This is a genomic window from Sphingobium sp. SG1 (genome assembly GCF_057063145.1).
Genome location: NZ_JBVVOJ010000006.1, coordinates 14,205 through 31,316, shown reverse-complemented (window position 1 = coordinate 31,316; position 17,112 = coordinate 14,205). Strand labels below are relative to the sequence as shown.

At 65.8% G+C, this 17,112-nt stretch carries 17 protein-coding genes; 10 read left to right on the top strand and 7 right to left on the bottom strand.

Going from position 1 to position 17,112, the window contains the following annotated elements; genetic code table 11:
• Positions 1-61: 61 nt before the first annotated feature.
• Positions 62-793 (bottom strand): SDR family oxidoreductase, encoded by a 732-nt coding sequence (locus tag AC0KVN_RS14530; RefSeq protein ID WP_270092284.1) that lies wholly within the window; start codon positions 791-793, stop codon positions 62-64.
• Between the two features lie 187 nt (positions 794-980).
• Between AC0KVN_RS14530 and AC0KVN_RS14525 the strand changes: the two genes are divergently transcribed.
• Positions 981-1,874 carry an AraC family transcriptional regulator gene (locus tag AC0KVN_RS14525; RefSeq protein WP_435567121.1) on the top strand — a complete coding sequence of 298 codons (894 nt, stop codon included), beginning with the start codon at positions 981-983 and terminating at the stop codon, positions 1,872-1,874.
• A 105-nt stretch (positions 1,875-1,979) separates the two neighbouring features.
• On the opposite strand, the gene AC0KVN_RS14520 is transcribed toward AC0KVN_RS14525, so the two are convergent.
• On the bottom strand, positions 1,980-2,396 hold the full coding sequence (locus tag AC0KVN_RS14520; protein ID WP_136186494.1) for a GtrA family protein: 417 nt from the start codon (positions 2,394-2,396) through the stop codon (positions 1,980-1,982).
• A 44-nt stretch (positions 2,397-2,440) separates the two neighbouring features.
• Here AC0KVN_RS14520 and AC0KVN_RS14515 point away from each other — a divergent pair, with 44 nt between their 5' ends.
• Entirely contained in the window at positions 2,441-4,354 is a 1,914-nt protein-coding gene (locus AC0KVN_RS14515) for a hypothetical protein (RefSeq protein ID WP_435567120.1), read from the top strand.
• Here AC0KVN_RS14515 and AC0KVN_RS14510 read toward each other — a convergent pair.
• A complete protein-coding gene (locus AC0KVN_RS14510) occupies positions 4,316-4,774 on the bottom strand; it encodes a nucleoside deaminase (protein WP_435567119.1) in 459 nt (152 codons plus the stop codon). The two genes, AC0KVN_RS14515 and AC0KVN_RS14510, sit on opposite strands and share 39 nt — an antisense overlap.
• Before the next feature lie 174 nt (positions 4,775-4,948).
• The gene (locus AC0KVN_RS14505; RefSeq protein WP_004210483.1) at positions 4,949-5,170 is read right to left on the bottom strand and encodes a hypothetical protein; all 222 of its coding nucleotides are present in this window, start codon (positions 5,168-5,170) and stop codon (positions 4,949-4,951) included.
• A 153-nt stretch (positions 5,171-5,323) separates the two neighbouring features.
• Between AC0KVN_RS14505 and rpmB the strand changes: the two genes are divergently transcribed.
• Complete coding sequence (gene rpmB / locus AC0KVN_RS14500) at positions 5,324-5,617, top strand: 50S ribosomal protein L28 (RefSeq protein WP_004210484.1); 294 nt, start codon at positions 5,324-5,326, stop codon at positions 5,615-5,617.
• A gap of 117 nt (positions 5,618-5,734) precedes the next feature.
• On the opposite strand, the gene AC0KVN_RS14495 is transcribed toward rpmB, so the two are convergent.
• Positions 5,735-6,718 (bottom strand): esterase-like activity of phytase family protein, encoded by a 984-nt coding sequence (locus tag AC0KVN_RS14495; RefSeq protein WP_483656187.1) that lies wholly within the window; start codon positions 6,716-6,718, stop codon positions 5,735-5,737.
• Between the two features lie 183 nt (positions 6,719-6,901).
• On the opposite strand from AC0KVN_RS14495, the gene AC0KVN_RS14490 reads away from it, so the two are divergent.
• Positions 6,902-7,345: a DEAD/DEAH box helicase family protein gene (locus tag AC0KVN_RS14490; RefSeq protein WP_010336747.1), complete on the top strand. Its 444-nt coding sequence runs from the start codon at positions 6,902-6,904 to the stop codon at positions 7,343-7,345.
• A gap of 58 nt (positions 7,346-7,403) precedes the next feature.
• Here AC0KVN_RS14490 and AC0KVN_RS14485 read toward each other — a convergent pair whose 3' ends face one another.
• Together AC0KVN_RS14485 and AC0KVN_RS14480 are read right to left on the bottom strand one after the other, a co-directional pair.
• Positions 7,404-7,637 carry a hypothetical protein gene (locus AC0KVN_RS14485; RefSeq protein ID WP_435567117.1) on the bottom strand — a complete coding sequence of 78 codons (234 nt, stop codon included), beginning with the start codon at positions 7,635-7,637 and terminating at the stop codon, positions 7,404-7,406.
• Between the two features lie 84 nt (positions 7,638-7,721).
• Positions 7,722-7,940: a hypothetical protein gene (locus AC0KVN_RS14480; protein ID WP_004210488.1), complete on the bottom strand. Its 219-nt coding sequence runs from the start codon at positions 7,938-7,940 to the stop codon at positions 7,722-7,724.
• Between the two features lie 212 nt (positions 7,941-8,152).
• Here AC0KVN_RS14480 and AC0KVN_RS14475 point away from each other — a divergent pair, with 212 nt between their 5' ends.
• From AC0KVN_RS14475 to AC0KVN_RS14450, 6 genes are all read left to right on the top strand, one after another.
• The gene (locus tag AC0KVN_RS14475) at positions 8,153-9,124 is read left to right on the top strand and encodes an ArsR/SmtB family transcription factor (protein WP_435567116.1); all 972 of its coding nucleotides are present in this window, start codon (positions 8,153-8,155) and stop codon (positions 9,122-9,124) included.
• The gene (gene metF / locus AC0KVN_RS14470) at positions 9,121-10,041 is read left to right on the top strand and encodes a methylenetetrahydrofolate reductase (RefSeq protein ID WP_125986110.1); all 921 of its coding nucleotides are present in this window, start codon (positions 9,121-9,123) and stop codon (positions 10,039-10,041) included. The genes AC0KVN_RS14475 and metF overlap by 4 nt, the downstream gene beginning before the upstream one ends.
• A 98-nt stretch (positions 10,042-10,139) precedes the next feature.
• Positions 10,140-11,186 (top strand): homocysteine S-methyltransferase family protein, encoded by a 1,047-nt coding sequence (locus tag AC0KVN_RS14465; RefSeq protein ID WP_069336676.1) that lies wholly within the window; start codon positions 10,140-10,142, stop codon positions 11,184-11,186.
• Positions 11,187-11,269: 83 nt separating this feature from the next.
• On the top strand, positions 11,270-13,885 hold the full coding sequence (gene metH, locus AC0KVN_RS14460) for a methionine synthase (protein ID WP_435567115.1): 2,616 nt from the start codon (positions 11,270-11,272) through the stop codon (positions 13,883-13,885).
• A gap of 142 nt (positions 13,886-14,027) precedes the next feature.
• Positions 14,028-14,297 (top strand): SemiSWEET family transporter, encoded by a 270-nt coding sequence (locus AC0KVN_RS14455; RefSeq protein WP_026109570.1) that lies wholly within the window; start codon positions 14,028-14,030, stop codon positions 14,295-14,297.
• Positions 14,298-14,398: 101 nt separating this feature from the next.
• Positions 14,399-16,936, top strand: a complete 2,538-nt coding sequence (locus AC0KVN_RS14450; protein WP_435567114.1) for a PepSY domain-containing protein — start codon at positions 14,399-14,401, stop codon at positions 16,934-16,936.
• Positions 16,937-17,112: the final 176 nt, after the last annotated feature.

The following is a 17,112-nucleotide window of genomic DNA, read 5'->3' as shown; positions in this document are numbered from 1 at the left end:
TGGATCGGGTGGTTAGGCGGGGGAGCGGGCTGGTACAGCCATTTCTCAAATGGTCTCTTCCTCAGTCCATCGTCCGCACCGGACGGACGATCAATTCGTTCACATCGACGTCGTCGGGCTGTTCCACCGCATAGGCGATGGCGCGGGCGATCGCGTCGGGCGTCAGGGCGATGGCGCGGAAATCCTCCATCGCGGCGGCGGCGCCCGCTTCGGTGATGGTGCTGGCCAGTTCGGATTCGACCACGCCGGGCGACACGATGGTGACGCGGATATCGTCATGCTCCATCCGCAGCCCGTCGGAAATGGCGCGGACCGCATATTTGGTCGCCGAATAGACGCCGCAGGTCGGCCAGACGCGATAGCCGCCGATCGACGAGATATTGACGAAATGGCCGCTGCCCTGGGCCTTGAAGCGGGGCAGGGCGGCGGCGATGCCGTGCAGCACGCCGCGGATGTTGACGTCGATCATCCGGTCCCATTCCTCGACCTTCAAACTGTCGAAGCGCGACAGCGGCATCAGCCCGGCATTGCTGACCAGCACGTCGATGCGGCCAAATTCGGCTTCGGTTGCGGCAATGAACGCTTCGACATCGGCGCGGTCGGTGACGTCGAGCGCGCGGAAAGCGACCTGGCCGCCGGCAGCATTGAGTTCGTCGGCAAGCGCTGCCAGCCGGTCGGTGCGGCGGGCACCCAGCATCAGCTTCGCCCCGCGCGCCGCCAGCAGCCGCGCCGTGCCCTCGCCAATACCGCTGCTGGCGCCGGTGATCGCGATGACCTTGTTCTCGATAGCCATGATTGAAGCTCCATCCTTGGGGCGGATCGACATCCGATCCGATGGAGCAGGAATGCGCCCGATCGGCCGTGGAGCGGTAGAATGGTCCTGCGCCATGATTGCACGATATTCCGAATGAATGATCGGACGTGGCCATTGGCGGGCTTATGGGCTATTCAGATTGCCTGAAATTCCTGGAAGGGGGCGCATGAGCCATGAGCATCTGGGCGAGCAGATCGCCCGCCATATGGACGCGGACGGCATAGTCGACACGCTGATCCCGCGCCTGACGCTGGTGCGCTGGTCGCAGCCGGGCGAACCGGTGCATATGCTCCAGCGCCCGGCGCTGTGCATCATCGCGCAGGGCGCCAAGCAGGTGATGATGGGCGACGCGGTCATAGCCTATGGGCCGGCCAGCTATCTGGTCGCCTCGCTCGACCTGCCGATTACCGGCACGGTGACGCAGGCGGATGCGGACAGCCCCTATCTCTGCTTCTGCCTCTATCTCGACCCGGCGATGCTGTCCGACATCGCGCTGACCTTGCCGGCTGCCGCGGCGGTGGAGGAGGGGTGGGCGCTCTCGCTCCATCCGATCACGCCCGAACTGCTGGACGCGGCGAGCCGGCTCACCGGCCTGCTCGGCCAGCCGGATAGCGCCGCCCTGCTGGCGCCATTGGTCGAGCGGGAATTGCTGCTGCGGTTGATGATGGGGCCGAGCGGCGGGTTGCTGCGGGCAATTGCCAGCGGCGACAGCCGCACCGGCCAGATTGCGCGCGCGATCCGCTGGCTCAAGGCGCATTATCGCGAACCGTTCAGCGGCCCGGTGCTGGCCGATCTTGCCGGCATGAGCCTGTCGAGCTTCCACGATCATTTTCGCCGCGCGACGGCGATGACGCCGCTGCAATATCAGAAGCAACTGCGGCTCCAGCAGGCGCGGCAGGTGATGCTGGCGCAGCGGATCGACGCGGCCGAGGCCGGCTATCAGGTCGGCTATGACAGCCCGTCCCAGTTCAGCCGTGAATATCGCCGCCTGTTCGGCGCGCCACCCCAGCGCGACGTCGGCCGTTTGCGCGCCATGCCGAACCGAGCGCTGGCGATCTGAGGGGCTCTCGCGCCGTTGCGCTGGCCCACCCCCTTGATGGGAGTCACTTGCCTCCCATCAACCCCTCCCGCCTGCGGGAGGGGGAACTTGCTGGCGCCCGATCCCTTAGCGGAACACCCATTGCCGGTTGAGGCCGAAGACCACGGCGGGGGTGAGGAAGATCATCGCCGGGATCGGCGACCATTCGGGCCAGCGCATATGGGTGACGCACAGATAGACCCACAGGGCGTTGAGCGCATAGCTGACCAGCGAGACGGCAACGAAGCGGACACCGCGCGCGGCATGGCCCGACTGGCTGCCATGGCCGCGGAAGGTGAAGGCATTGTGCAGCACATAGCCGATCGCCACCGCGCACAGATAGCCGATGCCGTTGGCGACCTGTGGATGGAGGCCGACCGGCGCCGCCAGCGTCCAGTAGATCGCCGCCTGGCAGGCGGTGATGAACAGGCCGCTGATGCCATAGCGCAATATCTGCCAGAACAGGGCCTGATGGGCCGGCGACAGTCGGTCGATGATTTTCATGGAGCCCCGTTGCGCTTTGGTGTGGAGCGTCTAATCCACCGGCCATGAATTTGCAAAGCTGGCCTGCTTTCCGCGCCCGCGCGTCCCATTGGTTCGCGATCCTCACCGCCTATGCCGATCGCCACTGGAAGTGGCTGACCTTCCTGATCTGGATCGCGATCCTGGTCGGCATGCTGGTCGACCGCTGGCCCGCCATCCACTGGCTGACGCTCAGCGACACCGACGACAATATCCGCTTCGTCCAGGTCAAGGACTGGCTTGCCGGGCAAGGCTGGTATGATCTGCGCCAATATCGGCTCGATCCGCCGGGCGGTGCCAATATCCACTGGTCGCGGCTGGTCGACATCCCGCTCGCCGGGCTGATGCTGTTCTTCCGCGCCTTTGTCGAACAGGATCTGGCCGACCGACTTGCCTGCGCGATCGCGCCGTTGCTGCCGCTGTTCCTGCTGATGCTGAGCCTGGGGTCGATCGCACGCCGGCTGGCGGGCGACGCGGTCGGTGCGCGCTGGGCCTGGCTGTTCGCGGTGCTGGCGCCGCTCGCCGCGCAGATGGGCCTGGGCATGTTCGCGCCGATGCGGATCGACCATCATGGCTGGCAGCTGGCACTGGCGCTGACGATGATGGCGGGGCTTATCGATCGCAACTGGTTGCGCGGCGGCGTGGTGGCCGGCGTGTCGAGCGCCCTGTCGGTGGCGATCGGCATGGAGATGATCGTCTATCTCGCCGCCGGCGGCGCGCTGGTGGCGCTGCGCTGGGTGTTCCGCGATGGGGCCGGGCGGCGGATGCTGCCCTATGGCCTCAGCCTCGCGGGGGCGACCTCGCTCTGCTACGTCCTCTTCGCCAGCTACGACAACCGCCACATGGTGTGCGACGCGATCTCGCCGATCTGGGTCGCGGTGTTCGGCGCGGCCGGTGCGGGCATGGTGCTGCTCGGCCGCCTGCCGCTGCGGCTCTGGTGGCAGCGGCTGATCGCCGGCATCATCGTCGGCGGCGCGGTGGGCCTGTTCTTCCTGCTCAATTGGCCGCAATGCCTGACCCCCTATCAGATCTCGCCTGAGCTGCAGCAGCTCTGGCTCGCCAATATCCGCGAGGCCAAGCCGATCACCGCGCAGGCGCAGAGCCTGGTCGTGCCGCTGATGGCGCTGCCGGCGGTGGGCCTCCTCGGCCTGCTCTGGGCGCTGTGGGAACTGCGGCGCGATAGCGACCGGCTCTGGGCGTTCGCGACGATCGGCCTGATGATGCTCTTCTCGACCGCTTTGCTCTTCTGGCAGCTGCGCGCCGGGCCGGCGGCACAGTTGCTGGCGATCCCGCCCGCCGCCTGGGCCGGATGGCGGCTTGTGACGGCAATCTTCACCGGATCGCGCCGGGTGCGCATCCTGGCGGGGATCGGCACGCTGCTGGTGGGCGCCATCGCCTGTGCCTATCCGCTCTATCCGCAGGTGATCGCGCTGTGGCAGCAGGCGACCGGCACCAAGCCCAAGCCATGGCGCCCGTCCGCCATTGCCCGCACCGATGCGATCAAGAAGGCCAATGGCCGCTGTCGCACCCTGCCGGCGCTGGAGGTGCTGGACCAGCTGCCGCCGGCGACCATCTTCACCATGGTCGACCTGGGGCCGCGCATCATCGCCACGACGCATCATAGCGCGGTGGCCGGTCCCTATCATCGCAATGGCGCGACGATCCTCGACATGCATCATGCCTATGACGGGCCGGCCGACGCCTTCCGCCCGATCGCGGCGAAGCATCATGCGACCTATTTGCTGGTCTGTCCCAATTTCCCCGAAGGGACCATCTATCAGTCGCGCAGCCCGCGCGGCTTCTATGCGGACCTGATGCGCGGCACGATTCCCGCCTGGTTGCAGCCGGTGACGCTCAAGACGGCGATGACGCTGCCCTACATGCTCTACAGAATTGATTACTCAGCGCCGGGCGGCAAAAAAGTCGCGCAGCAGCGCTGATCCTTCCGCCTCGGCCAGCCCGCCATAGATTTCGGGGCGGTGCAGGCATTGCGGCTGGGCAAAGAGGCGCGGTCCCTGTTCGACCGCGCCGCCCTTGGGGTCGGACACCGCATAATAGAGCCGGGCGACGCGCGCGTGGGCAATCGCGCCCGCGCACATCGGGCAGGGCTCCAGCGTCACCCACAGGTCGCAGCCGGTCAGTCGGAAATCGCGGATCCGGTTGGCGGCGGCGCGAATCGCCACCATTTCGGCATGGGCGGTGGGGTCATTGTCGCGGCGGTTGCGATTCTCGCCCTCGCCGATGATGACGCCATCGCGCGTGACCACGGCGCCGATCGGCACCTCGCCCGCCGCTTCGGCTTGCCGCGCCAGCGCAAAGGCGCGGCGCATCGGTTCGGGCAAGGGAAAGGGCGAGGTCATGACCCCGCCTTAGTCGGAGAGGGAGAGCTGCACCAGCCTTCAGCGGAAGGCACGGGACTCGGCTGAACCCCCACCCGGCCTCCCATTCCAGGATAGGCTGTTGGGCGGCCGGGTGGGGGTGCGGGCTGGTGCCGTCCATGCGCCGGGCGGCGCATCAAAATGCCGCGAATCGACTCAGGGCTTCTTCACGTCAACGGTCGGAACCTCGACCGTTTCGTTGCGGCTGCCCACTTCGACCTTGGCGACGCTCGCCTCATATTTGGGCAGGGCGCCCTGTTTTACGGAGACTTCGGGCAGACGACCTTCCTGAGTCTTCTGCAGGTCGATGAATCCGGTTGCTATCCCGGCGCCGATGACGATAAGCGCGATCAGCAGCAATCCGCCGATGAAACGCATGGCACTCTCCTCTATTGAACGGGGGGATGAACGCGGGGCCCGGTGAAATGGTTGCGATAGTGCCACGAACCGAGCGGAAGGTTGACGGCGAGCGGGAATCCCGCTATCGGCGCCGCTTTCCGAACGAACCCGAATTTCAAAGGTTGATTGACTATGTCGCGCATTTGCGAGCTGACCGGTAAGGGTCGCCAGGTGGGTCACAATGTTTCCCACGCCAACAACAAGACCAAGCGCGTGTTCCTGCCGAACCTGCAGAACGTGTCGCTGATCTCCGAAACGCTGGAAACCACCGTTAAGCTGCGCGTGTCGACCCATGGTCTGCGCTCGGTCGAGCATAATGGCGGCCTCGACAACTGGCTGGTCAAGACCAGCGACGACAAGCTGTCGCTGAAGGCCCGTCGCCTGAAGCGCGACATCGTCAAGAAGCAGGCTGCCGCAGCCGCCTGATTCGCTTCGATTCGTTTCGGCATAAGAAGCGGCCTGGCAACAGGCCGCTTTTTTGCGTTTTCTGATATTCTCTGCTGAGCAGGGAATGCGCCGCACCAGCCCGCGTTTCGGCCCTGATCAATCCAATCGGAATTTCAGCAGCAAGGTGCGCTGGAAGAATTCGTGATTGTCGTCGGAGGCGACCCACAGGATCGTCCGGCCCTGTTCCCGGCTGAGCGCCAGTCCTTCGAAATTGTCGGCCAGCAGCGGTGGCGCCAGCCGCGCCAGCGTCCGGGCGCGCAACTCCGTGTTCGGGGCGGGATTCTCAGGCAGCTCGATCATCGCGATCGTCGCGGTGAACAGTTCCTGCAGGGTCAGGCGCCGGTTCAGCACCAGCAGATGGTGATCGTCCAGCGCGACCATGTCGGTCGGGCGATAGCCCTGCGGCGCGACATAATGGAGATGGATCGGGTCGGCCGTGTCATGCTCGGCCGGATCGCCCGACCAGAGCAATGTGTCATGATGGCCGTCGGCGGTCATGCCCATCTCGCCGATCGCGATGAAGCGGCCCTCGGGCAGGCGGGTGAAGGATTCGATCGATCCGGTCTTGGGCCAGGCGACGATTTCGGGCCAGGTCCGGCACGCCTCCACCCGCGCGAAGCCGGGGGAGTAGCGGCAGATCGCCTGGAGCAGCTCGAACCCGACCCAATAGCGGTCGCTGGCCGGATCATGGGTCATGGATTCCGAATCCCAGGACCACCAGGGCCGGTCCCTGTCCTGCGCCCTTACCGGCAGCGGCGCGATGAAGGGGCGGCGGCTGGCGCGGCCGGGGCCGACATGGAAGCCCATCAGCACGCCGGCATCGCTCAGCGCCAATATCTGGCCCGGTCCGTCGACCAGCAGCGAGGATATGCTGCCAAAGCCCGGATTGTCGCTGCCAAGCTGCCAGCCGCCCAGATAGGTGAGCGTGCCGACCCGGCGGCGATCGGGATCGCTGCTGTCGAGCGGCACCGACCGCGCCGTCACCAGCAAGGTGCCCGGCCGCACGGCGGCGGGCTTGGTGGACGGCGGGGCAGGCAGCAGCAGGATCGCAAGAGCGAGAACGATCAGGATTCGACGCATCGCGCTCTGCCATAGGGGAAATGTCGGCGGGACGCAGCAGGGGAGTGGCGAAGCGTTGGCAGCTGAACGGTGGCTGTCACCGCCATTCAGGCTCCACTCAACGCGAATCAGTCATAAGGGCATCAATCCTGGTGATCGGCCCGTCCGGTTCACCGCGGAAATGGCAATCTGAGGAGCAACGCCATGAAGATGAAGTATCTGATCAATCTGGGTGCTGCGCTCGCCATGGGCGCTGCCTCCCTCGCCGTCACCGCGACGCCCGCCATGGCGCGCGATGGCTGGGGCCGCGGCTATGAACGCGGCGACTATTACCGGGGTGATCGCGGCTATCGCGGTGACCGTGGCTATCGCGGTTATCGGGGCGACTATTATCGCGGCGACCGTGGCTATCGCGGCGGTTATCGCGGCAATTATTATCGCAATGACTATCGCGGCTATCGTGGCGGCTATCGCTGCCGGGACAATGGCACGGGCGGCACCATCATCGGTGCGATCGCCGGTGGCCTGCTCGGTAACGAGGTGGGTCGGGGCAGCGGCCGCTATGGCCGGGGCGACGGCACCACGGGCGCCATCATCGGCGCGGGCGTCGGTGCGCTGGCTGGCCGCGCGATCGATCGCAACTGCTGAGCGTCACCCCATCTGGTGACTTTGAAGGGCCGTCCCCGTGAAGGGGGCGGCCTTTTTGCTATCGGGCGCCATTGCCCCCGGCCTGTCGCCGGTCGGCACGGGCGGCCGCGACGGCGGCGGGGTTGAGCTCGGCCTCCTGCGGCGACGCGGCGCCGGCGCGCGCATCCAGCTGCGCCGCGGCGGCATTGAGCGCGCTGGCTTCGGCCGCGCTGACGCCGCCGACGCCATCATCCTGGCCGGAATTGCAGGCGCCCAGCGCCAGCAGGAGCAGCAGGGCAGGTCGCTTGATCACTCGCCGGTCCTTTCGCGCATAAGAAAAGGGCCGCTCCCGTTTCCGGTGCGGCCCTTTTCCAAGAAACTCTTCCCGAAAGGGAAATTACATCGCGTTGGCGACGTTGTTGGTCGCGTTCGAAGCGGCGTTCGCAGCGTTGTCGGCAGCGTTCATCGCGGCGTTCATGGCGTTGTCGGCAGCGTTCGAAGCGTTCTCAGCAGCGTTGGCGGCGTTGTTGGCAGCGTTTTCGGCGGTGTGGCCACCGCAAGCAGCCAGACCCAGCGAAGCGGCGAGAACGAGCGAAAGAGCAATCGACTTGGACATGGGCAAACCCCTCTCAGAGAAAAAAAGATGCAGACCACTCTCGGAGAAAAGCTCACCCCCCATTGCGCCTGCGCGCTGATTCGTAATGCTTTGGGCGAAGCAAGGCAATCCCATTCCTGAACGGGAGGGCCTGATAAGGCGCGGTTTTTGTCGGAAGTGCCCGCAATGGACGGCCATTGACGCATATAAAGATTTCTTTATATGATTGCCCCATGAGTGGCGTCCTCGACATTTTCCGGTCTCTTGGAGACCCGACGCGGCTGCGCATCGTCCACCTGTTGCGGGCGATGGAACTGGCCGTGGGCGAAGTGGCGCAGGTGGTCGACCAGAGCCAGCCGCGCGTGTCGCGCCATATCCGCATTCTTGTGGAATCCGGCCTGGTCGAACGGCGCAAGGAGGGTAATTGGGTCTTCCTGCGGCTGGGCCAGAAGGTGTCGGTCCAACCCTTCATCACCTTGTTCGACCAGTTGCAGCCGTCGCCCGCTGAGGCCGCCTGGCAGAGCGCGGATCTCGCGCGCCTTGCCGCCGTGCGGGCCGAGCGTGCGCGCGCAGCCGAAGCCTATTTCGCCGAACATGCCGAGGAATGGGACGCGATCCGTTCGCTCCATGTCGCCGAAGCCGATGTGGAAGCGGCGATGCGCGCGATGCTGGACGGGCAGGCGATCGGCCATCTGCTCGATATCGGCACCGGCACCGGGCGGATGATCGAATTGTTCGGCCCCGCCGCCGATCAGGTGACGGCGCTTGATCGCAGCCCCGATATGTTGCGGCTGGCCCGCGCCAAGCTGCCCGAGGATGCGGGCGACAAATATGCGCTGCTGCTCGGCGATTTCGCCGCGCTGCCGATCGATCCCGCCAGCGTCGACACGGTGCTGCTGCATCAGGTGCTGCATTATGCGCAGGCGCCCGAGCAGGTGATCGCGCAGGCGGCGCAGGTGCTGCGCCCCGGCGGCCGGGTGCTGATCGTCGATTTCGCCGCCCATGAACGCGAGGAACTGCGCACCCGCGACCAGCATGCGCGCCTGGGCTTTTCCGACATGCAGATCGAAGGCTGGTTCGCGCAGGCGGGCCTGGAACTGGAGCGGGTGGACGTGCTGCCCGGCCAGGAACTGACGGTACAATTATGGCTCGGGCGCCAGCGCGGCGCCGACATCCTGCCCATCGAAGAACGGATTTCCGCATGACCCAGACTGACCGCGCCCGCCATGATGCCGAAGGGCCGCTCTATGCGGATCTGGCCGGCGACCTCAATGTGAGCTTCGAATTCTTCCCGCCCAAGACGGAGAAGATGGAGGAGCAGCTCTGGTCCGCGATCGAGACGCTGACCCCGCTGGCGCCCAAATTCGTGTCGGTGACCTATGGCGCGGGCGGCTCCACCCGCGAGCGCACCCATAATACGGTCGCCCGCATCGCCAGGGAAACGCCGCTGGCCGCCGCCGCGCACCTGACCTGCGTCGCCGCCAGCAAGGCCGAGATCGACGAGGTCGCCGACGCCTATTGGGAAGCGGGCGTGCGCCATATCGTCGCGCTGCGCGGCGATCCGCCGGAGGCCGGCACCGCCTTCCAGCCGCACCCCGATGGTTACAAGGGCGCGGCCGAACTGGTCGAGGGGCTGCGCAAGCGCCATGATTTCGAGATTTCGGTCGCCGCCTATCCCGAAACCCATCCCGATGCGCTGAGCGCGCAGAGCGACATCGACAATTTGAAGCGCAAGATCGACGCCGGCGCGACCCGTGCGATCACCCAATTCTTCTTCGAGGCGGACACCTTCTTCCGCTTCCGCGACACGGTCGCCGCCGCCGGCATCGATGCGGACGTCATTCCCGGCATCATGCCGGTCAGCAATTTCGCCGCGGTCCAGCGCATGTCGGCGATGTGCAACACGGACGTCCCCGCCTGGATGGGCCGCCTGTTCGACGGGCTGGACCAGCATCCCGCCGCGCGCCAGCTCGTCTCCGCCACGCTGGCGGCCGAACTGTGCCGCAACCTCTATATGGGCGGCGTGCGCGACTTTCATTTCTATACGCTCAACCGGGCGGAACTAAGCTATGCGATCTGCCACCTGCTGGGCCTGCGCCCGCAGGTGACGGTGGACGCCTGATTTGAAACCATCCCCTCCGTTCGGTTCGCGCTTGTTGAGAACCGGTAGCGCGAGGGTTCTCGACAAGCTCGAACCGAACGGGACGAGGGGATATGACGATGAACGCTGAACAGAAATTGCGCGCCCTGGCGGCGGAAAAGATCCTGATCTTCGACGGTGGCTATGGCACGTCGATCCAGAAACATGGACTGACCGAGGCCGATTATCGCGGTGATCTGGACCTTGCGAAGGATCAGAAGGGCAATAACGACCTGCTCTGCCTGACCCGGCCGGACATCGTCGAGGGCATTCACACCGCCTATCTCGACAATGGCGCCGACATGATCGAGACCAACACCTTCTCCTCCACCAAGATCGCCATGGCCGATTATGGCTGCGAACATCTGGTGTGGGACATCAATGTCGCGGCCGCCAAGATCGCGCGGGCCGCCTGCGAGAAGGCGACGGCGAAGGACGGCAAGCCCCGTTTCGTCTGTGGCTCGATCGGCCCGACCAACAAGACGCTGTCGATCTCGCCGGACGTCAACGATCCCGCCTATCGCGAGGTCGATTATGATACGCTCAAGGCCGATTATCGCGAACAGTGCGATGCGCTGATCGCTGGCGGCGTCGACTTCCTGCTGATCGAAACCTGCTTCGATACACTCAACGCCAAGGCCGCCGGCATGGCCGCGCGCGAAGCCGAAGCGGCGGCCGGCCGCTCGGTGCCGGTGATGCTGAGCTTCACCATCACCGACATGTCGGGCCGGAATCTCTCGGGCCACACGATCAACGCCTTCTGGTATTCGCTGCGGCATCTGAAGCCGCTGACCATCGGCGTGAACTGCGCCTTCGGCGCCGACCTGCTGCGGCCCTATCTCGCCGAACTGTCGAAAAATGCCGACACGCTGATCCTGGCCTATCCCAATGCCGGCCTGCCCAATGAACTTGGGCAATATGACGAGCTGCCCGAAACCACCGCGAAGCTGATCCGTCAGTGGGTGGACGAAGGGCTGGTCAACATGGTCGGGGGCTGCTGCGGCACTACGCCTGCCCATATCGGCGCGGTGGCGAAGGCGCTGGACGGCCACAAGCCGCGCCAGGTGCCCGAACTGACGGTCGTGACCCGCCTCGCCGGTCTCGAACCGATGCATATCGCGGCGTAAAACCACCCTCCGTTCGGTTCGAGCTTGTCGAGAACCGGGCGCGCAACGCTTCTCGACAGGCTCGAAGCGAACGGATTGATAGAATGACCACGCAGACCTCCCCCGATCTTTCTGGCGCCACCTTCGTCAATATCGGCGAGCGCACCAACGTCACCGGCTCCGCCAAGTTCAAGAAGCTGATCATGGCCGGCGACTATGCCGCGGCGATCGATATCGCCCGCGAGCAGGTCGAAAATGGCGCGCAGATCGTCGACGTGAACATGGACGAAGGCCTGCTCGACGCGGTCGAGGCGATGACCACCTTCCTCAAGCTCATGACCTCGGAACCGGACATCAGCCGCGTGCCGGTGATGATCGACAGCTCGAAATGGGAAGTGATTGAAGCCGGCCTGAAATGCGTCTCCGGCAAGCCGGTGGTCAACTCGATCAGCATGAAGGAGGGCGAGGAAGCCTTCCTGCACCATGCCCGCCTGTGCATGGCCTATGGCGCCGCCGTGGTGGTCATGGCCTTCGACGAGACCGGTCAGGCCGACACCCAGGCGCGCAAGGTCGAGATTTGCGAGCGCGCCTACAAGCTGCTGATGACCATCGGCTTCCCGCCTGAGGACATCATCTTCGATCCCAATATCTTCGCCGTCGCGACGGGAATCGAGGAGCATAACAACTACGGCGTCGACTTCATCGAGGCCTGCCGCGAGATCAAGAAGCGCTGCCCGCACGTCCATATCTCGGGCGGCCTGTCGAACTTCTCCTTCTCCTTCCGCGGCAACGAACCGGTGCGCCGGGCGATGCACTCGGTCTTCCTCTATCATGCCATTCCCGCCGGCCTCGACATGGCGATCGTCAATGCCGGGCAGCTCGACGTCTATGACGCGATCGACCCGGCACTGCGTCAGGCGTGCGAGGATGTGCTGCTGAACAGCGATCCCGAAGCCGGCGACCGCCTCGTCGCTCTCGCGGAATCCTTCAAGGGCAAGGATGCCGCATCCGAAAAAGCCGCGCAGGAATGGCGCGGCTGGCCGGTCGCCAAGCGCCTCGAACATGCGCTGGTCAAGGGCATCGACATGTATGTCGTGGAAGACACCGAGGAATGCCGCCTCGCCGCCGCCAAGCCGATCGAGGTCATCGAAGGCCCGCTGATGGACGGCATGAACGTCGTCGGCGACCTGTTCGGCGCGGGCAAGATGTTCCTGCCCCAGGTGGTGAAGTCCGCCCGCGTCATGAAGAAGGCGGTGGCCCATCTGCTGCCCTATATCGAGGCGGCCAAGGAACCCGGCGCCAAGGGCAAGGGCAAGATCATCATGGCGACGGTCAAGGGCGACGTCCATGATATCGGCAAGAATATCGTTGGCGTCGTGCTCCAGTGCAACGGCTTCGAGGTGATCGACATGGGCGTGATGGTGCCCTGGCAGGACATCATCAAGGCCGCGAACGAGAATGATGCCGACATGATCGGCCTGTCCGGCCTCATCACTCCCTCGCTCGACGAGATGGTGACGGTGGCGGCCGAAATGCAGCGCGCCAACATGACCATGCCGCTCCTCATCGGCGGCGCGACCACCTCGCGCGTCCACACCGCGCTGCGCATCGACCCGGCCTTCACCGGCCCGGTCGTCCATGTGCTCGACGCCAGCCGCGCGGTCGGTGTTGCCACCGCCCTGGTGTCCGAAACGCAGAAGGCCGATTTCGTCCAGAAGACCAAGGATGATTATGAGCATGTCCGCGTCGCCCGCGCGAACAAGGGGCAGAGCCAGCTCCTGTCCATCGAGGACGCCCGCGCCAACGCCTTCGAAATGGACGAGAGCCTGAAGGCGCCGCGCCCGCTGCTGCCCGGCACCCACCGCTTCCCCGACTGGGACTTGAAGGATCTGGTCAACTATATCGACTGGACCCCCTTCTTCCGCGCCTGGGAACTGGCCGGCAATTATCCCGCCATCCTGGAGGACGAGATTGTCGGCGAAAGCGCCCGCAGCCTGTTCGCCGACGCGCAGAAGATGCTCCAGAAGATCATTGACGAGAAGTGGCTGACCGCGCGCGGCGTCGCGGGCCTGTGGCCCTGCCGTCGTCAGGGCGACGACATCATCGTCCATGTCGAGGACGAGAAGCACTACACCCTGCCGATGCTGCGCCAGCAGATCGCCAAGCGCGAAGGCCGGGCGAACATGTGCCTCGCCGACTTCATCAGCCATGATGGTGACTGGATGGGCGGCTTTGCCGTGTCGATCCACGGCATCGAGCCGCATCTGGCCCGCTTCAAGAATGCGATCGATGACTATTCGGACATCCTGCTCAAGGCGCTGGCCGACCGTCTCGCCGAAGCCTTTGCCGAGCGGCTGCACCATTATGTCCGCACCGCGCTCTGGGGCTATGCCGAGGGCGAGCAGCTGACCAATGAGGCGCTGATCAAGGAAGAATATCGCGGCATCCGCCCCGCGCCCGGCTATCCGGCCTGCCCGGAACATAGTTTGAAGCCCATCCTGTTCGAGATGCTGGACGCCCATCATGCGACCGGCGCGACCCTCACCGAAAGCTTTGCCATGCTGCCGACGGCGGCGGTCAGCGGCTTCTATTTCGGCCACCAGCAGGCGGAATATTTCGGCGTCGCCCGCGTCGGCCGCGACCAGCTGGAAGATTATGCCCAGCGCCGCGGCATCGACCTGGAAACCGCCGAACGCTATCTGCGCCCGAACCTAGACTGACGCCCGGCGCCTCCCTCCATCGGGGGGAGGTTGCCTGCTCCCCCATGCCCGGCGGTGCCATGCGCGCCTCCGGGTAATTGCGGTCTTGCGCGCGGGCGGCGGTCGGTGGCTAAGTGCCGCCGACGACAGGCATGGGGGCAGGATGGCACGGCATCTCGACGAGCGGACGTTGCGGGTGGTCGGCTGGATCGCGACCGTCACCGCCATCCTCATGTATGGTTCCTATCTGGACCAGATCCGGATGAACCTGGCCGGGGAGAAGGGATCGGTGATCCAGCCGCTGGCGACCGTGCTCAATACCTGCCTGTGGGCGGCCTATGGCTGGCTGCACAAGGACAAGGACTGGCCGATCATCGTCGCCAATGTGCCCGGCATCATCCTGGGCGCGACCTGCCTCTACACCGCGCTTTAGGGCTGATCTTGATCCGGCCTGCTTGAAACTAAGTCGCAATTGCATTCATGTTGCAGATGCGTAATAGGCTGGGCTTTCGGATGACAGCCCACGGAGCCCCGGTGACCAAGCGCATATTGTTCCAGATCCACTGGCTCCTGGGGATCACCGCCGGCCTGGTGCTGGCGCTGATGGGCGTGACCGGCGCGACCATGAGCTTTGAGGACGAGATCAGCGAGGCGCTGTCGCCGCGCCTCTATGCGCCCGGCGTGCCTTCCAAACCCGACCTGTCGCCCGACCAGTTGATCGCCAAAGTGCAGGCCGACAATCCGGGCTATTATATCGCGCGGCTGGACTGGGAAATGGCGCGCGACCGGTCGCACAGCGTGCGCCTGTCGTCGAGCGAAGGGCGCGGTCGCAAGCAGGGGCAGGTCGATCGGGCCACCGGCGCCTGGCTGGGCGCGCCGGCGGGCGAAGGCTTTTTCCACCTGATGGATGATCTGCATCGCTGGCTGGCGCTGCCGGGCGGCGGCAATGGCATCGGCCGGCAGATCACTGCCTTCAGCGCGATTGCGCTGATCTTCTTCGCGCTGTCCGGCCTCTATCTGCGCTGGCCGCGCCAGGCGCTGGACTGGCGCGCCTGGCTGGTGCTGGACCTGCGCAAGACGGGGCGCAACCTGTGGCGCGCGCTGCATGTCGTGATCGGCACCTGGGTGCTGCTCTTCTATTTGCTGAGCGCGCTCACCGGCCTGTGGTGGAGCTATGACTGGTATCGGCAGGGGGTGATCTACAGCCTGACCGGCAAGGCGCCGAGCGAGGAAGGGCGGCGGCCGGAGAAGCGCGACGGGATCGCGCCGCGCCCGTCGATCGATCCGGCCTGGACCGCCTTCCGCCGCGCCACCGGCAATGACTATATCTGGGTGCGCATCACCCAGCCGGCGCCGTCGCAGCCGATGAAGACGATCAGCTTCGACGCCCGGCCCGAAGGCGCGCGCCATCTGCGCCAGACCGACAAATATAGCTATGATCCGGCCAGCCATGCGCTGGAGAAGCGCGACCTCTATGATCGCCGGCCGCTGGGCGTGATCATCACCCAGAGCGTCTATGAACTGCACCGCGGCGCCTTTTTCGGGCTGCCCGGCCGCATCATCATGATGCTGACCAGCCTCACCATGCCGCTGTTCACGGTGACCGGCTTCCTGCTCTATCTGTCGCGCCGCAAGCGCAAGCAGGCGGCGCGGGCGCTGGCCGGCGATGTTGTGGCGGTTGCGGGCGGCGACATGGGCGGCGGCGACCTGCTGATCGCCTATGCCAGCCAGACCGGGACGGCCGAGATCCGCGCGCGCAATGCGGCGCAGGCGCTGGCCCATGGCGGGGTGCGGGCACAGGTGGTGCCGGTCGGCCGGCTGACCCGCGATATGCTGGCGGGGGCGCAGCGAATCCTGTTCGTCGTTTCGACCTATGGCGAGGGTGAGCCGCCGGACATGGCGCGCGGCTTTGCCAGCCGGCTGCTGCGTGGCGGGGAGATCGATCTTGGCCATCTCCATTATGGCGTGCTGGCGATCGGCGACCGGGAATATCCCGATTTCTGCGCCTTCGGCATCGCGGTCGACGGCTGGATGGCGGGGGCGGGCTCGCAGCCGCTCTTCCCGCTGATCGCCATGGGGCATGAAGATGAAGCGGCGGAGCAGGTCTGGCATGATGCGCTGCATGATCTGGGCGCGGGCGAGGGTGATCGGGGCCAGATGGTGATCCCGTTCACGCCGTGGCGACTGGTGGCGCGCCATGCGCTCAATCCGGACAGCCCGGCGCTCACCGCCTATCATCTGCAGTTCGAGCCGGTGGGTACGGACGTGCCCGAATGGCAGGCGGGCGATATCGTCGAACTCCACCCCTGCAACGCGCCCGAGGCGGTCGAGGCGCTGCTGGCCAGCCAGGCGCCCGAGGGCGACCTGATCGCTGTGCCGGCGGCGTTGCGGGCGGAACTGGCACGCGCGATGCTGCCCGAAGCCGGAACCCCGCTTACCATGGCAGAAGCGCGGGCGCTGCGCCCGCTGCCGGCCCGCGAATATTCGGCGGCGTCGATCATGACCGATGGCGTGCTGGACCTGGTAGTGCGGCAGGTGCGCGATGGGGACGGGCGGCTGGGCATCGGCTCGGGCTGGCTGACCGCACATATGGCGCCGGGCGAGACGACGATGATGCGGGTGCGGCCCAATCCGGGCTTCCGCACCGACCCGGCGTCGCGCGGCGCGATGATCCTGATCGGCAATGGCACCGGCATCGCCGGGCTGCGTGCCCATCTGCGCGCTGCCGCCCATGACGGGATGGGCGGCCACTGGCTGCTGTTCGGCGAGCGCAGCCGGGCGCATGAGCGCTATTTCGATGCGGAACTGTCGGCCTGGCTGGCGGACGGCACGCTGGCACGGCTGGACCGCAGTTTCTCACGCGATGCGGATTGCGGCCGCTATGTCCAGCATCTGCTGGCGGACGCGGGCGCGGAACTGCGCGAACGGATCGGACAGGGCGCGACCATCCTGGTCTGCGGCAGCCTGGAAGGCATGGCGCAGAGCGTCCATGAGGCGCTGATCGCGATCCTGGGCGAGGCGGCGCTCAATGACCTGGCCGAGGCCGGCCGCTACAAGCGCGACGTTTATTAGGGGCGGATTGGAAGCGACCAGAAGCTGCCATCGTCACCCCGGCCTTGAGCCGGGGTCCCGCTTCTTTATCTGTGGCATCTAAAAGCGGGATGCCGGGTCAAGCCCGGCAAGACGGATGTGGGTAGGGCGGCTTGCGACCAGAAGCGGACATTCCTCCCCGGCACGGGGAGGTGGCA

Excerpts from the sequence above, each read along its gene's own strand:
- rpmB (WP_004210484.1), top strand. The coding sequence starts at position 5,324 with ATGTCGCGCATTTGCGAGCTGACCGGTAAGGGTCGCCAGGTGGGTCAC.
- AC0KVN_RS14515 (WP_435567120.1), top strand. The coding sequence starts at position 2,441 with ATGAATTTGCAAAGCTGGCCTGCTTTCCGCGCCCGCGCGTCCCATTGG.
- AC0KVN_RS14465 (WP_069336676.1), top strand. The coding sequence starts at position 10,140 with ATGAACGCTGAACAGAAATTGCGCGCCCTGGCGGCGGAAAAGATCCTG.
- AC0KVN_RS14475 (WP_435567116.1), top strand. The coding sequence starts at position 8,153 with ATGAGTGGCGTCCTCGACATTTTCCGGTCTCTTGGAGACCCGACGCGG.
- metF (WP_125986110.1), top strand. The coding sequence starts at position 9,121 with ATGACCCAGACTGACCGCGCCCGCCATGATGCCGAAGGGCCGCTCTAT.
- AC0KVN_RS14505 (WP_004210483.1), bottom strand. The coding sequence starts at position 5,170 with ATGCGTTTCATCGGCGGATTGCTGCTGATCGCGCTTATCGTCATCGGC.
- AC0KVN_RS14490 (WP_010336747.1), top strand. The coding sequence starts at position 6,902 with ATGAAGATGAAGTATCTGATCAATCTGGGTGCTGCGCTCGCCATGGGC.
- AC0KVN_RS14525 (WP_435567121.1), top strand. The coding sequence starts at position 981 with ATGAGCCATGAGCATCTGGGCGAGCAGATCGCCCGCCATATGGACGCG.
- metH (WP_435567115.1), top strand. The coding sequence starts at position 11,270 with ATGACCACGCAGACCTCCCCCGATCTTTCTGGCGCCACCTTCGTCAAT.
- AC0KVN_RS14520 (WP_136186494.1), bottom strand. The coding sequence starts at position 2,396 with ATGAAAATCATCGACCGACTGTCGCCGGCCCATCAGGCCCTGTTCTGG.
- AC0KVN_RS14495 (WP_483656187.1), bottom strand. The coding sequence starts at position 6,718 with ATGCGTCGAATCCTGATCGTTCTCGCTCTTGCGATCCTGCTGCTGCCT.
- AC0KVN_RS14455 (WP_026109570.1), top strand. The coding sequence starts at position 14,028 with ATGGCACGGCATCTCGACGAGCGGACGTTGCGGGTGGTCGGCTGGATC.
- AC0KVN_RS14530 (WP_270092284.1), bottom strand. The coding sequence starts at position 793 with ATGGCTATCGAGAACAAGGTCATCGCGATCACCGGCGCCAGCAGCGGT.
- AC0KVN_RS14480 (WP_004210488.1), bottom strand. The coding sequence starts at position 7,940 with ATGTCCAAGTCGATTGCTCTTTCGCTCGTTCTCGCCGCTTCGCTGGGT.
- AC0KVN_RS14510 (WP_435567119.1), bottom strand. The coding sequence starts at position 4,774 with ATGACCTCGCCCTTTCCCTTGCCCGAACCGATGCGCCGCGCCTTTGCG.